15 protein-coding genes are annotated in these 14928 nt (G+C 43.8%); 5 read left to right on the plus strand and 10 right to left on the minus strand.

Features of this window, described 5'->3' with window-relative positions:
- Positions 1–197 precede the first annotated feature (197 nt).
- Complete coding sequence (locus tag JKJ11_RS14515; protein ID WP_006072625.1) at positions 198–1046, plus strand: GGDEF domain-containing protein; 849 nt, start codon at positions 198–200, stop codon at positions 1044–1046.
- Between the two features lie 44 nt (positions 1047–1090).
- Here JKJ11_RS14515 and arsB read toward each other — a convergent pair whose 3' ends face one another.
- The 9 genes from arsB to JKJ11_RS14560 all read right to left on the minus strand — a co-directional run bounded on the left by arsB (position 1091) and on the right by JKJ11_RS14560 (position 9983).
- Entirely contained in the window at positions 1091–2140 is a 1050-nt protein-coding gene (gene arsB, locus JKJ11_RS14520; RefSeq protein ID WP_006072623.1) for an ACR3 family arsenite efflux transporter, read from the minus strand.
- A 99-nt stretch (positions 2141–2239) separates the two neighbouring features.
- Complete coding sequence (locus JKJ11_RS14525) at positions 2240–2548, minus strand: ArsR/SmtB family transcription factor (protein ID WP_050798630.1); 309 nt, start codon at positions 2546–2548, stop codon at positions 2240–2242.
- 131 nt (positions 2549–2679) lie between these two features.
- Positions 2680–3900, minus strand: a complete 1221-nt coding sequence (arsJ, locus tag JKJ11_RS14530; protein WP_252038379.1) for an organoarsenical effux MFS transporter ArsJ — start codon at positions 3898–3900, stop codon at positions 2680–2682.
- 186 nt (positions 3901–4086) lie between these two features.
- Positions 4087–4581, minus strand: coding sequence for a cyclin-dependent kinase inhibitor 3 family protein (locus tag JKJ11_RS14535; protein ID WP_038222618.1), 495 nt, complete (start codon positions 4579–4581; stop codon positions 4087–4089).
- A gap of 2 nt (positions 4582–4583) precedes the next feature.
- The gene (locus JKJ11_RS14540; protein WP_252038380.1) at positions 4584–5588 is read right to left on the minus strand and encodes an ArsJ-associated glyceraldehyde-3-phosphate dehydrogenase; all 1005 of its coding nucleotides are present in this window, start codon (positions 5586–5588) and stop codon (positions 4584–4586) included.
- 53 nt (positions 5589–5641) lie between these two features.
- Complete coding sequence (locus JKJ11_RS14545; RefSeq protein ID WP_006072614.1) at positions 5642–5965, minus strand: metalloregulator ArsR/SmtB family transcription factor; 324 nt, start codon at positions 5963–5965, stop codon at positions 5642–5644.
- A 181-nt stretch (positions 5966–6146) separates the two neighbouring features.
- Positions 6147–7007 (minus strand): SIS domain-containing protein, encoded by an 861-nt coding sequence (locus JKJ11_RS14550; protein WP_231892984.1) that lies wholly within the window; start codon positions 7005–7007, stop codon positions 6147–6149.
- A gap of 83 nt (positions 7008–7090) precedes the next feature.
- On the minus strand, positions 7091–8500 hold the full coding sequence (locus tag JKJ11_RS14555) for a glycoside hydrolase family 32 protein (RefSeq protein WP_252038381.1): 1410 nt from the start codon (positions 8498–8500) through the stop codon (positions 7091–7093).
- A 46-nt stretch (positions 8501–8546) separates the two neighbouring features.
- Positions 8547–9983, minus strand: coding sequence for a sucrose-specific PTS transporter subunit IIBC (locus JKJ11_RS14560; protein ID WP_231892981.1), 1437 nt, complete (start codon positions 9981–9983; stop codon positions 8547–8549).
- Between the two features lie 215 nt (positions 9984–10198).
- Between JKJ11_RS14560 and rpiB the strand changes: the two genes are divergently transcribed.
- The 3 genes from rpiB (at position 10199) to JKJ11_RS14575 (ending at position 12216) form a co-directional block, all read left to right on the plus strand.
- A complete protein-coding gene (rpiB, locus tag JKJ11_RS14565) occupies positions 10199–10651 on the plus strand; it encodes a ribose 5-phosphate isomerase B (RefSeq protein WP_038225066.1) in 453 nt (150 codons plus the stop codon).
- Complete coding sequence (rpe, locus tag JKJ11_RS14570) at positions 10644–11321, plus strand: ribulose-phosphate 3-epimerase (protein ID WP_006075705.1); 678 nt, start codon at positions 10644–10646, stop codon at positions 11319–11321. The genes rpiB and rpe overlap by 8 nt, the downstream gene beginning before the upstream one ends.
- A 145-nt stretch (positions 11322–11466) precedes the next feature.
- Positions 11467–12216 (plus strand): metalloregulator ArsR/SmtB family transcription factor, encoded by a 750-nt coding sequence (locus JKJ11_RS14575; protein WP_006075704.1) that lies wholly within the window; start codon positions 11467–11469, stop codon positions 12214–12216.
- Between the two features lie 15 nt (positions 12217–12231).
- Here JKJ11_RS14575 and JKJ11_RS14580 read toward each other — a convergent pair whose 3' ends face one another.
- A complete protein-coding gene (locus JKJ11_RS14580) occupies positions 12232–12900 on the minus strand; it encodes an HAD-IA family hydrolase (protein WP_096442808.1) in 669 nt (222 codons plus the stop codon).
- A gap of 534 nt (positions 12901–13434) precedes the next feature.
- Here JKJ11_RS14580 and pykF point away from each other — a divergent pair.
- Positions 13435–14847 (plus strand): pyruvate kinase PykF, encoded by a 1413-nt coding sequence (pykF, locus tag JKJ11_RS14585; RefSeq protein ID WP_006075666.1) that lies wholly within the window; start codon positions 13435–13437, stop codon positions 14845–14847.
- Positions 14848–14928 lie beyond the last annotated feature (81 nt).

Consider the following 14928-nt stretch of genomic DNA (forward strand, 5'->3'; position numbering starts at 1 on the left):
AGCTTCGGCTGCTTTATCCTCTCTCAAACCGTCTCATCCATGAGAACTAAGTCATTCTTTTCCAATAACTATCAACAAGAGGATGTGCATCACAGTTCTTATGCTGGGAGCATGCTAGAAACGGCTGAAAAAACGATAACGACATCGACCGCTTTTCAGCTGTAGGAAGATCGGACTTACTTGAGTGAGATTTAGCAGTGACAGATTTGACATATCACCAAGCGAATGAACTATTTCGCCATTTTCCGGGGTTTCTGTCGATTAGAAATTCGTCCCACGAATACGTCTATATTAATGATAAATTTAATGTCTGGTTGCGCCAGTATACCGACATCAACCCAATAGGGATGACGGCAAACGCGCTAGCTCAAGTGGTTCCTGAAAATGTAGCTAATATGCTTCAAGAATGTCATGACGCGAGTATCGATTATATTGAGTCCGGCCAATGCATTCCAAAAATCGTTAAGTTTCAAAGCTTACATTCCACTTTTTACTACAATGTGCTGAAGTTTAAAGTCGACATTGAAGGCGAGTCTTTCATCTATACCACCAGCTTCGATGTTTCTGAACTGCATCAAGAAGCAAAGTTCTTCGAAAAGAAAGCGTATACCGATCCATTAACTAAACTGCGAAACCTGACTTATCTCAGTTCGATTCGCTGGAAAAAAGGATTCTGCGTCGTTATTGACCTCGATAACTTTAAACAGATTAACGATAACTTGGGTCATAGTGAAGGCGATTTGGTTCTACTTAGGTTCGCACGTTGCTTACGACAGAGCTTTTCTGATAAGGATGTGATTGTTCGATATGGTGGGGATGAGTTTGTAGTTTTAACGCACTATGAAAATGAAGACACATTAAAGCAATCTATAAGCAAACTGCATCGCTTATTTATTGATGACTTCCAAGCCTACCCTGAGCTTTGCCACAGTATCGGCTATTCGGCATTCCAGTCCAGTTTACGAATCACTTTGAAGAAAGCCGACCTTGCCATGTACCAAAGTAAGCACGATAAACGCGCAAAAAAGCCTAAAGTCCTATTATAAAAAAGCTGAGCCTAATGCTCAGCTTTTAACTTTTATTTTTGGCGCTAGTAGCGTTTTTTCATTTTCAATGTGAAGTTCACTAAGGCAATCAGCACTGGCACCTCAATCAGAGGGCCAATAACCCCCGCGAATGCTTCAGGTGAATTCAAGCCAAATACGGCAATAGCCACGGCGATGGCCAGTTCAAAGTTATTACCCGTCGCGGTATATGCAATTGACGCATTCTTATCGAAAGGAACACCCATCTTCTTAGCAACAAAGAAACTCACAAAGAACATCATAAAGAAGTAGATCGTAAGTGGAATCGCTACGCGTACTACTTGCATTGGTAGTTCAACTATCATCTCACCTTTAAGGCTGAACATCAGTACGATGGTAGCCAGTAGTGCGATTAACGTCATCGGTGAAACCTTAGGAATAAAGGTCTCGTTGTACCATTGCTCTCCTTTCTTCGCGACTAAGATCTTGCGACTTAAAAATCCAGCCAAGAAAGGAATACCTAGGTAAATCATTACACTTTCAGCGATATCACCCATTGAGATATCCACGACCTGCCCCTGGAAACCAAATTTTGGTGGCAACACCGTAATGAATAACCAAGCAAGGAAGCTATATGTGATAATTTGGAATACACTGTTCAGTGCGACTAAGGCTGCGCCGTATTCTTTGTTACCACCACCAATGTCATTCCATACTAGTACCATAGCAATACAACGAGCTAGACCAATTAAGATGACACCTGTCATTAAGCTGGGTTCATCACCCAGAAATGTCAGTGCCAGCACAAACATAAGAATTGGGCCAACCAGCCAGTTCATAACCAATGAAAGTGTCACAGCCTTTTTGTCTTGGAGCACACTGCCCATCAGGCCGTAGTTCACTTTCGCCAATGGCGGGTACATCATCAGTATCAAGCCAATGGCGAGAGGGATATTAGTGCTACCCACCGTCATTGACTCATTCAAGTTCTCAATCTGGCTCGGAAATGCAACTCCCAGAACCACCCCAATTCCCATCGCCAAAAAAATCCATAAAGTAAGAAAGCGATCAAGGAAGCCCAGCTTTTTCGGTTGTTCCATAGCTAACTCGGACATGTTAACTCTCCAATATCGTCAATCGTCGAATAACGATTAAATTATAGTAATAAAAGTCGGCAATGCCGACTCAATAATCAAAGAATGATAGAAGCTTGCTTAATCAAAGGCTGATTGTGTTAGACGCGCAAAGTCACTGAGTGCCTCTCTCTGGATTCGATAACACACCTTCGGTGGCATCGGCTCAGCACTAATAAAACCGGCGACTTTAAGTATACGTAAATGCTCAGATACCGTTGATTGAGCGAGACCCAATTGAGAAACTAGATCGCTGTTTAAACAACCACCGGCTCGTTCTAGGTCTGACAGAATTCGTAAGATACGAATACGAGCAGGATGGGACAATGCCTTAGCTTGTGCCGCCAGCGTTTTCTCTTGGACCAGTTGCTCATCTGATGCAATGAACATTTCAGTATTATCAACTGTACAATTCGTCACACTCTACCCTCTATCGTATTTTGACGATAAATATACGCCTGACATAAAAAAGAGTCAATCGTCGTTTAACGATTAACTCTTTAAAGTGGATATTTTATGACTTACTGAGCGATCGCTTTCGGAGCACCGGGTAGGCGGATCGAAATGATGGTCGCGAGCACAAGGAAGGCAAAAGAGACCCACATACATGCTGCAAGACCAGCAACTTGGAATACCCAGCCAGACAACACAGTGCCAATTAAACGTCCCATCGCATTAGCCATGTAGTAAAAGCCTACATCCATGGAAACCCCATCACCTTTGGCATAGCTGACGATCAGATAGCTATGGAGCGAGGAGTTTACTGCAAAGATAGCGCCGAAAATCAATAACCCAACCACAATCACAGCCTGTGGGTACCATTGCATTTGAACACAATAAGCGATTATGCCAGTCACGGCCGCAAGTGCTAATGCCCACCACATTGCTGCACTGCCATCGGGCACCTTTCCTTGGGCTTTGCCCGTGATTTTTGGGGCAATGCCTTGAACAAAGCCATAGGCAATTACCCACGTAGCCAGAAAACCACCGACTAATGTATGATCCCAACCGAACACTGAACCAAGGTAAATAGGTAATGCCACGACAAACCAGACATCACGAGCACCAAATAGGAACATGCGTGCCGCTGACAGAATATTGATGCTCTCCGATTTAGAGAAAATCTGCTTAAACTTAGGCTTCGCTTTCGCTTTACCCATATCACTTTCTAGGCTAAGTACGCTGCCGATAAACACCAAACTAAGCACAGCTGCCATGGCAGCAACGGCATATTGGAAACCGAGCACAGAGAGCAGTAATCCACCGATAAAGAAGCCGGCCCCTTTCAGTGCATTCTTAGAGCCAGTTAGAATCGCCACCCACTTGTAGAGTGCACCTTGCTGTTCGTCAGGCACTAACGTCTTAATGGCACTCTTCGCACTCATTTTATTCAGATCTTTGGCGATTCCAGATAGCGCTTGTGCAGCCATCACCCAAGGGATGGTTAGCCAGACACTCGGCACGGCCAACATCAACAAAGCGAAGATCTGCATCCCAAGGCCGATATTCATGGTTCGATTTAGCCCCAAGCGAGCCCCAAGCCAGCCACCAATTAAGTTAGTGACAACACCAAAGAACTCATAGAACAAAAACAGAGAAGCAATAGCTAAGGTGCTATAACCTAGATCATGGAAATACAGCACCACCAACATGCGTAGCGCACCATCAGTAATAGTGAAATTCCAGTAGTTAAAAGTGACCAGCATATACTGGCGAACGCTTTTGCTAAGGTTAGACAACATAATTCTTCTGCCTGAGTAGGGTTTAATTACTCGTGTAAAGTTGAGTGACTTGCGTAAAGCAGAGCCACTCAGTAAAGCAACGTCATCCCTGCTCAAGCAGGGGTCTACCCAATTACTGTTTCAGCGAAAACGAGGCTCCCACTTTCACTAATACAATAATTAGGATAGAAGTTAAACTAGCGACAACTAGAACGTCGCCGCTAACTTCTCTACATAGTCGATTTGTGGCTGTTTGGTAAATGCGCCTGGACGTAATGCCTGCACTTCACGGCGAATCGTCTCAAGATCCCAACCTTTTTCTAGCAGCAAATTGGCCGCTAGAAGACCAGTACGTCCGGAACCACCCATGCAGTGCATTGCAATCTTTTCACCCGCCTCAACCGCTTGATGTAATTCTGGCGAAATTGCTTTCCAATCTGCTGCAAATTCAACACTTGGCGCGCGATCATCTTCAATCGAAGTTTGAAACCATTTGATTCCTAATGACCTTGCTTTCGCACCAAGCTCTGCAACTCCTGCTTCCGCCATCTCGTGATTATCGAGAGCCGTCACGATCACAGTCACACCTTGAGTTTTAAGTTGCGCTAATGAATCATCCAGAGACACATCTTTAGTACCAGGACAAGGCGTTAATACAAGCGCTGCGTTATCTACTTTAAGTTCCCATGTTGGATGCATCATCATTACCCCGCTAGACCGACTTTACGAACCAATTCTGCAGTGCGCGTTGCATAGCCCATTTCATTGTCATACCACGCATAGATTTTCACCATACGAGAGCCGACCACCATTGTAGATTGAGCATCGACAATCGTTGAACGCTGGTCACCTTTATAATCGATGGACACCAATGGTCGTTCTTCAAAGCCAAGAATTCCCTTCAGCTCACCCTCTGACGCTTCTTTCAGTAGCGCGTTAACCTCTTCTGCAGTGGTGTCACGTTTAACGTCAAAGATAATGTCAGTCAAAGATGCATTCGCTAACGGGACACGAACAGCGTGGCCATTAATCTTGCCCTTAAGCTCTGGGAAAATCTCAACGATAGCAGTTGCACTACCTGTCGTTGTTGGAATAAGGCTCATACCACAGGCGCGAGCACGACGTAGATCTTTGTGTGGTGCATCTAGGATAGTTTGCGTATTAGTCAGGTCATGAATCGTAGTAAACGATGACTGCTCAATACCCAATTTTTCGTGAATCACTTTCACAACTGGTGCAATACAGTTAGTCGTACACGATGCTGCCGTAACAATACGATGTGCTTCAGCGTCGAAAATATCGTCGTTAACACCGACGACAATATTAGCAATACCGGCTTCTTTCACTGGCGCAGAAACCACAACACGCTTAACGCCTTGATCTAAGTATTTGTCCAAGAATTCAGTTTTGCGGTGCACACCTGTTGCTTCAATCACCACATCACAGTCAGACCAATCGATCGCGTCGATATCGCGCTCTTGCGTGGTTTTAATGCGTTTACCATCGATGACAAGCTCATTACCTTCGACTGTAACACCATGATGCCAGGTACCTTGAACTGAATCGAATTCAAGCAGGTGACCTAGTGTGGTTGCATCGCCTGCGACATCGTTGATCAATACAAATTCTAATTCTTGCCAATCGAAAGCAGCACGCAGCGCCAAACGACCAATTCGACCAAATCCGTTAATACCTACTTTAATAGCCATAACTCAATCTCTTAATTACTTAATACATTCGGTGATGAACTAACGCCTAATACCTACTTAGAAGGTGGCACAAGTTCGTTAAAGTTTAGTTGATAAGCGCTTTGCAAGCAGTTCGATTGCTCAAGCCCTTTCAAGGTTCTGTATAACCAGCCTGGCAGCCCTTCCGCCAAGCTATAAAAAACATGCTGCCCTTTACGAGTATCTTTTAGTACACCAGCTTGCCTTAACATTGCCAAATGTCTTGAGACTTTTGGTTGGCTCTCTTCCAAGGCCTCAACAAGACTATTCACACAGACTGATTCATTCGCAGACACCCACAACAAGGTTCGGATACGTGTTTCATCAGACATCAATTTGAAAAACTCATGTGGAAGCATAATTAAATACTCATATATGGATATGCGTATATATTAATTTTTACATACTAAGAGTCAAGGATCTTTTTGACCTGTCATAAAACCTTCATAATTAAATGGATAGGGATACATAGAAAAGCCCATCAACTTCTTACGGTCGATGGGCTCAGTTGGCAGAATAAACTATTTATTTAACAAAAATTTAGCGATGTAGCCGTTCTACTGCTCTGATGGTTTTGCTCAAGCTCTCTTCCGCTAAAGATGGCATTTTGCTTGCCATGGTGGCATACAAGCTGTCGATCATCGCCAATTTAACCAAACGTGCAGTGCCGTTTTTGCCAAGTACAGGCTCAGGCGACGCTGGGGCATAAAGTGGGATATCCGACAAGGATGACAGCTCTGCGTGATAGTTATTGGTAATAGAAATCACGGTCGCACCAGACTGTTTTGCCTGACGCACAGCATCCATGAGATCAACCGTCTGGCCAGAGTGAGAGACCACCAATACAACGTCTTGGTCTGTCATAATGCTCGCTGACATCAGCATTAAGTGACGATCTTTAGGCACCGATGATTTAATACCAATACGTAGCAGCTTATGCTGAAAATCTTCACAGATGATGCTTGAACCACCAACTGCAAAAAGCTCGATATTTCTAGCCTTTAGCAGGGCCTCTGCAGCCGCATCGACCATGCTTACATCCACAAAATTGAGGATCTCAGTTAGGGCATTTATGGAGTTTTGCAGTACCTTTGACACAATCTTCTCGGCGCTATCATCAGGCAACAAACGCTCACTTGGCGCATAGGACTGAGTTTCGCTCTGCGCATATAACGACTCTTTCAGTTGTTTAAAGCCGCTAAACCCCAACTTCTTCGATACTTTGACAATCAGCGCCGGAGAGACGCTTAATCGTTCGGCAACCTCATTTATCGAGGTCGACTTTTGCAAAAAATGCGGCTGCAAAAAGTTTTCCGCTATCGACTGTTCCGTCTTAGTCAGCGACGGCATCATCATACGTATATTGGGGATTACCTGATTCGAGTTCACAACTTTCAACACAGCTCTCAAAGTATTTCCTTCATTATAACCCTAAAACTACTGGATTTTCTGCACCTGTCGGTGACGAGTGTGCACTTGAATCGCTAAACTTCTAATGTCCAATGCTGGTAGCTGACTGCTTTATCACTTTCGAACCGGAAACCACATTGCAGCTCACTGCTACTTGCTTGTCCAAACAATCGACTGGTCATTACAGCTTTTCCATCATTGATAAAGACTTCAACGCATGAGTGGTCACGCATCAGCTGCAACGAAGAGGCTTTTCCCTTCCATGCTCTATCTTCCCATAAACCTGTTTTAAGGTTCTTTCGTCGAGTTGTGATACTCGAAGGCGTGACTAACAGTGATAAGTCGTCGGACAGCTCAATCGTGATAGTGGCTCCGTCAATATCTTGCAGCAACAATTCTGCACTTAATCCAACCAAAGAGGTGGATAAGCAGGTGCCCGATTGTGGGTTGCGGCGCAACGTCGTCAATTCTTCAACAGGTTGTTGTAACAGCTCACCGTTGAGAATGGTTAATCTGCGCGGGCAGGTCATTTGGTGAATCCAACCATATTCAATAGTTGGTTGATAAGGTTCAAACTCATCCGGTTTGCCCATCCAACCAAACAAAATACGACGTCCCTTGTTATCTTCGAAGGTTTGGGGCGCATAGAAATCGAACCCGTGGTCCATCAAACGGCTGCCAGTAGCGTTGTAAAGCGCTTGATGGTAATCGAGCTCACCCAAAGTGACCTCAACATCAAATGTTTCTGTCGCTTTGCCTTCTATATCTATCCAAGTCTTTGGACAAGTAATCATGACATCGCAACCATCAAGAGCAAAGAGATCTGGACACTCCAGCATAAAGTTAGCATCTTGCTTGCCGTTAATGTCAGTACCGTAAATGTCACCACATTTCTCCCACTGATACAGGTCAGTAGAACGATACAGAATCACCACGCCACGCCGCTGCAGATCTTCTGCTCCAAGCACCATGTAATAATGATTGCCACGTTTCCAAACTTTAGGATCGCGAACATGACCGCTATAACCATCAGGCAATGACAATACCGGCCCAAGTTTAGTTACCGTGCCCTGCTCATCTAGCTGTGCTCTACATTGATAGGCAGTTCGACCACCCTCTGGGTATTTAACATTACCGGTGTAAAACAGCTCAAGCTTACCATCGACTTCAATAGCGGAACCGGAATAACAACCCGATATCTCATAGTCTTCAGTCGGTGCCAAAGCTAAGGGTTTATGTTGCCAATGGATAAGGTCTGAAGACGTTGCTAGCCCCCAAGCCTTTGCACCATGTTCACATTTGAGTGGGTTCCACTGATAAAACAAATGGTATTCACCATTAAAAAACGACAAGCCGTTGGGATCATTCAATAAACCAACACGTGGAGCGAAGTGCCACACTGGACGATATGGATCACGCTCTCCATGTTTAGGGGCATTAAGCAAAGATTGGATGGTTCGCAGGAAATATTGAGAATCTGTCATAAAAACTCCAAAGCCTCCCATTAAGGGAGGCTTATCATTAAATCGCTTATTTCTTTTCAAGCATCTTGTCAGAGAAGCCCATGGTGTAAGTCAACGAGAACGCCACACCACAACTTACCGCGTGAACGAGTAAGTAAGAGAGAATCTGACCATCTAAATAAAGTAGCGTGCCTGGGATAACGGTTACTGCCATACCGCTCGCTGCTAGACCAAGAATTTGCGCCACAAAACCACCAGCAGCACCACCAACTAGGGCGAATACGAATGGACGATAGTAACGAAGGTTCACACCAAAGATTGCGGGTTCAATAATGCCTAGGAAAGCAGATACCGTTGATGGGAAACACAGCGCTTTAAGCTTCTTACTCTGCGTCTTCATACCAACTGCTAGACACGCTGCACCCTGAGCTGAGATAGCACCAGTGATAAGTGCGTTGAAAACGTTGCTACCTTCGTTCGCTAGTAGCTGGATTTCTAGCAGGTTAAACACGTGGTGAACACCAGTGATAACAATCAAATCCCACACGAAACCGATAATCAGACCACTCAAGCCAAATGGTAGGTCAAGCAAGTACTTAGTTGCCTCTACCATAGTCACTTCAACGATGTGGAACAATGGACCTACAGCAAGAAGTGCAACAGCACTCATAATAAGCAGCGTTAGGAACGGAGTCATCACCAAATCAAACGCTTCTGGCATGATTGAGCGAATGCGGCGTTCCAACTTCGCGGTTAGGAAACCTGCAATAAATGCTGGAATAACAGAACCTTGGTAACCAACGACTGGAATAAAGCCAAAGAACATCAATGGATTTGCTTCACCGAAACCAACCGCCCATGCATTAGGTAATGCAGGAGAAACCAGCATTAGACCAAGCACCAAACCTATCAATGGAGTCCCTCCGAATACGCGGCTTGCCGACCAAGCCACCATCGCAGGTAAGAAAATAAACGCCGTATCCGTGAGAATTTGGGTATAAAGGATAAAGTTTGCAGGGATAGAATCAGGCGTTAGGCCAAATATAGCCAACACTTCAGGTCGCGTCACAAGTCCACGAAGCCCCATGAACAATCCTGTTGCTACCAAGGCAGGTATCAGTGGGACGAATACATCACTGAATGTGCGAATCGCTCGTTGTAGCGCCGTACCTTGTTGGTTTGCTGCTTGTTTAATTTCTGACTTTGAAGACGTCGATAAATCGAGATTCTGAACCGCTTCAAACACACGGTTAACCGTCCCAGTTCCGAAGATAATTTGGTACTGACCACTGTTAAAGAACGCGCCCTTTACCTTGTCTGTATCTTCAATCCTCTCTTTATCGATTTTGGCTTCATCCGCCACCATCACACGTAAGCGTGTTGCACAGTGCGCAACCGATACTATGTTTTGTTCACCGCCTAACGAGTTAACCAACTCTTCTGCAATCAACGAATAAGACATCATTTCATCCTGCGATTTGTTTATTGAGTAATTGCTTTTCAATCTATCACCCCTTTACGTGCTAGACGACGATCTTTATCACAAAATAAATTATTTTATGAAATTTGCACTATTGTGAATTTTATTGTGAATTTTTAATCCTCTATTTTTCAATTGCTTATATTATTATTGGCGATTTTAATGAAATTTAAATATTTACAGGAGTGAATTTTATCGTAAAATTAAAGCCATATTCATCGGTTAAGGTACAGACAAACATGATCATTTCTATTGGTTGTGACCACGTAGGTTTCGAACACAAAGCTCTCGTTATTAGTCACTTAGAACAAAAAGGTCATCAAGTGATCGACTTAGGTGCTCAATCTGCCGAGCGAACAGACTACCCTCAATACGGCAAAGCGGTTGCAAACTCAGTAATTTCAGGTCAAGCCGAGCGCGGTATTTTGATTTGCGGTACAGGTGTTGGCATTTCGCTAGCCGCTAACAAAGTTCCAGGAATTCGCGCAGTGGTTTGCAGCGACCCATACACCGCCCAGCTTTCTCGCGAGCACAACGACACCAACATTCTTTCGTTTGGCTCTCGCGTCGTAGGAATTGAGCTCGCTAAAATGATTGTAGACCGTTGGCTAGAAGGTGAGTTTGAAGGTGGCCGTCACCAGAATCGTATTAACCAAATTGCTGACATCGAAAAGGAGCTCACTCATGGCTAAGTTTTGTCCTTCAATGATGTGTGTGGATTTCTCTAAATTACCTCAAGAGTTGGCTGAGCTAGAGAAAGCCAAAGTAGATATGCTTCATATTGATGTAATGGATGGACACTTTGTTCCTAACTTCGCCCTAGGCCCGGAAGATATTAAGGCTATCCGCAATACAACCGATATTGAATACGATGTGCACCTAATGTTGTCCAATCCAGATCAGTACATTGATATGTTTGCTGATCTCGGTGCAAGCCTAATGTATGTTCATGCGGAGGCACCACCGCACCTACATCGTACGCTTGGTAATATTCAAGCTAAAGGTATTAAATCAGGTCTGGCTATCAATCCAGGCACACCACTGAGTGTGATTGAAGATGTACTTGATGTCACAGACGTAATTTTGGTGATGTCAGTTAACCCAGGATTTGCGGGGCAGAAGTTCATTGCCAATGCTTTCAATCGAATTGATCGCATTATTGACATGATCAACAAACAAGGTACCGATACTAAGCTGGCTATTGATGGTGCGATCAGCCCTGAAGTCATCGATTTGCTTAAGGATAAAATCGAATACTTTATCCTTGGTACTGCTGGCTTATTTGGTAAACCAACTAGTTATGCGGAAACCATGGATAACTTGAGAGCAATTGCAGATGGCAAGCTAGCCACCGCAGCTTAACCCCTACTTTAAAACCGCTCCTGCTATAAAACTCGCGTATAGCTTGATAAGACCTTTCAATGATGAAAGGTCTTTCTTTAGCTGCAAATAACTCTCATAATATTGCCTGTAACCACACCGTGATGCTCAATCTCTTGAGGAAACCATGACTAAAAAGATTCTCTTTGTCTGCCGAGGCAATTCAGCACGTTCGCAACTAGCGGAAGCGATTATAAATCGCGATTATGCTGAGTTTTATCAAGCCTTTAGTGCAGGGAGCAGTCCAAGTCAGGTTGACGCAAGAACAATATCGACATTAAACGATGCAGATTTTCCTACCGATGAACTGTATTCAAAGTCCATCGACGAGTTTAAAGACACGCATTTTGACTATGTAATTACGCTCTGCTCTTCAGCGAAGCGTGAATGTGGTGTATTCGAGAACACTGAAGAAAGTATTTATTGGGATCTTCCTGCGCCAACGTCACTCTCTGATATCTCCTTCGAAGCGTCTTTATATGATCTGCAAAAGCGCATCGACTTGTTTGTTACCGTTCATCAACCGACTAACGATTTAGATTTTGATCCTTTAGTACTACATAAGTGCTTAGGCGATCAGACTCGCCTCATGATCACTTTATTGATCTTTACAGAGGTTGAATTGAGTGTTGGGGAGCTGTGTGAAGCATTACAAGAATCACAGCCTAAGATTTCCCGAGCGCTCGCAGTACTCAGAAATTGCGGGATCGTTTCAGATAGAAGAAAAGGTCAATGGGCGTTTTACTCCATTTCAGGCAAACTACCACTATGGGCAATCGACATTCTAGACGCATCTGTGGTCAGTATGAGAGGAGCATTAGTGGCGGCTAATCAGCTACTCAACCAATCGACCATCCGCCCAGAAAAACATAATTAGCCACTCATTTTCGTATCATCGAATAAAGGTCAGCAGTTGGTGCATTTCAGTAATGCTATGTAAATATGAGCTATTGATTGTGGTCTCTTTATGCGGTTCGGCATGGGAAAAGTACAACGTGGTTACATTGGCTTCAACGCCAGCTTGAATGCCAACCAGAGAATCATCTATGAATAAACACTCTTCTGAGCTCACTTGCATTTTGTCCATCACGTAGTGCAACAGTTTGGGATCGGGCTTCCATGCATTGGCATCCAAAGCACTGAAGACAGTGCCTTCAAAGTACTGGTCTAGTTTAGCCAGCGGCAACGTAAACGCCATCTTTTCATGGGGAGCATTTGATGCGATACATACCGCAATATTATTCGCCTTCAGCTCATCCAATACTTCATAGACACCATCGATAACCGTTAATTGTTCAGCAAACAGCTCCTTACAACGCAGTCGATAGTGGCTAATAAGCTTAGCTAAACCATCATTAGCAAGCTTGGAGTTGTCGTCGACCAGTGCCCCGAAGATCTTTTCCAGTTTCACGCCTTGAAACTGATCTTTGACATCATCATAGTTTACCTCGACGCCAATACTGCTTAGCACCTCTACAATAGCTTGCAAACACAAACGTTCACTATCGATCAGTGTTCCATCACAATCAAAAATCACGCATTTGATTCTCTTTGATGCCATATTTTATTTCACCACCTGATTTCAGTCTGTTGTCTTCGAACAACAAATCGCCATAAAAAGCACACAATATCATCAGGGTTTATTGGCTTCAATGAAGGAAGAACTTGTACCGTATGGACTACTATTTTGAAAAAAAGTTACCAAATGGTGCCCATTCATCCGGATTATTTATTTTGATCCAAAAATTAAATACTAAGCGCCGAAACCTTGCTCTAAAACAAGTTATGCACAGTGAAATCTGATCAATTCGGTGGTAGAATTCGTGCCCGAAAAGAAAAAAAATTACAGAATTAGCGGTTATTTTTTTGCAATCTTACTGAAATATAGTGGATTAGCTCAAAAAAAGTGGCCTAGAAAGCGCCTCAGTTGGTCATAAAATGACTAAACTTGTTGAAAGACTTTCATTTCTAGAAGAAGCAAAATAGGCAAGACATTTGATAGCTCATGTGAATTATTTATGGGCATCCCTAGCCTTCTAGAGAGACTAATACTAACTTTCAAATTGTAATAATATTTACCCGGAGAGTATCTTCCATGAAAAAGACCAAAATCGTATGTACGATTGGCCCTAAAACTGAATCAGTAGAGAAGCTAACTGAACTAGTAAACGCAGGCATGAACGTTATGCGTCTTAACTTCTCTCACGGTGACTACGAAGAGCACGGCACTCGTATTGCTAACTTCCGTGAAGTTATGGCAAACGTTGGTAAGCAACTTGCAATTCTTCTAGACACTAAAGGTCCAGAAATTCGTACTATCAAACTAGAAGGCGGCAATGACGTTGATCTAGTAGCTGGTCAAGAATTCACTTTCACAACAGATATCTCTGTTGTTGGTAACAAAGACACTGTTGCTGTTACTTACGCTGGTTTTGCACAAGACCTTTCTGCTGGTAACACTATCCTAGTAGACGACGGTCTAATCGAGATGGAAGTTATCTCTACTACTGAAACTGAAGTTAAGTGTAAAGTTCTTAACAACGGTGCTCTAGGCGAAAACAAAGGTGTTAACCTACCGGGCGTTTCTGTTCAGCTTCCAGCTCTATCTGAAAAAGATAAGAACGACCTAAAATTTGGTTGTGAGCAAGGCGTTGACTTTGTTGCAGCTTCTTTCATTCGTAAAGCTTCTGACGTTAAAGAAATCCGTGACGTTCTAAACGCAAACGGTGGCGAGAACATCCACATCATTTCTAAGATCGAAAACCAAGAAGGTGTAGATAACTTCGACGAGATCCTAGAGCTTTCTGACGGTATCATGGTTGCTCGTGGTGACCTTGGTGTTGAAATCCCAGCTGAAGAAGTAATCTTCGCTCAGAAAATGATGATTGAGAAGTGTAACCGTGCTCGTAAGACAGTTATCACTGCAACTCAAATGCTTGACTCTATGATCAACAACCCACGTCCAACTCGTGCTGAAGCGGGTGACGTTGCGAACGCAATCATGGACGGTACTGATGCAGTAATGCTTTCAGGTGAGACAGCTAAAGGTAAATACCCTGTTGAAGCGGTAACTATCATGGCTCAAATCGCTAACCGTACTGACGGCGCACTAAAAGCTGAGCTAGGTTCTCGTCTAGACAGCCCGCGCCTGCGCATCACAGAAGCAGTATGTAAAGGTGCAGTAGACACCGCTGAGAAGCTAGCTGCTCCACTAATCATCGTTGCTACTGAAGGTGGTAAGTCTGCACGTTCTGTACGTAAATACTTCCCAACAGCAAGCATCGTTGCGCTAACAACTAACCCTAAGACTGCTGCACAGCTAGTTCTTACTAAGGGTGTTCGCCCAGTTCTTGTTGATTCAATCGACAGCACTGATGAGTTCTACAAAAACGGTAAAGAGTACGCTCTAGAGTCTGGTTTTGGTAAGAAAGGCGACATCGTAGTAATGGTTTCTGGTGCTCTAGTAGCTTCAGGCACAACTAACACAGCTTCTGTTCACGTACTATAATTCTTACAGTACATTCAGAACATCTATAAAAAGAGGGCATACGCCCTCTTTTTTTTATAATTATCTTGCCCAATTTTTCAA

This window comes from Vibrio sp. SCSIO 43133 (assembly GCF_023716845.1).
Lineage (GTDB): Bacteria > Pseudomonadota > Gammaproteobacteria > Enterobacterales > Vibrionaceae > Vibrio > Vibrio mediterranei.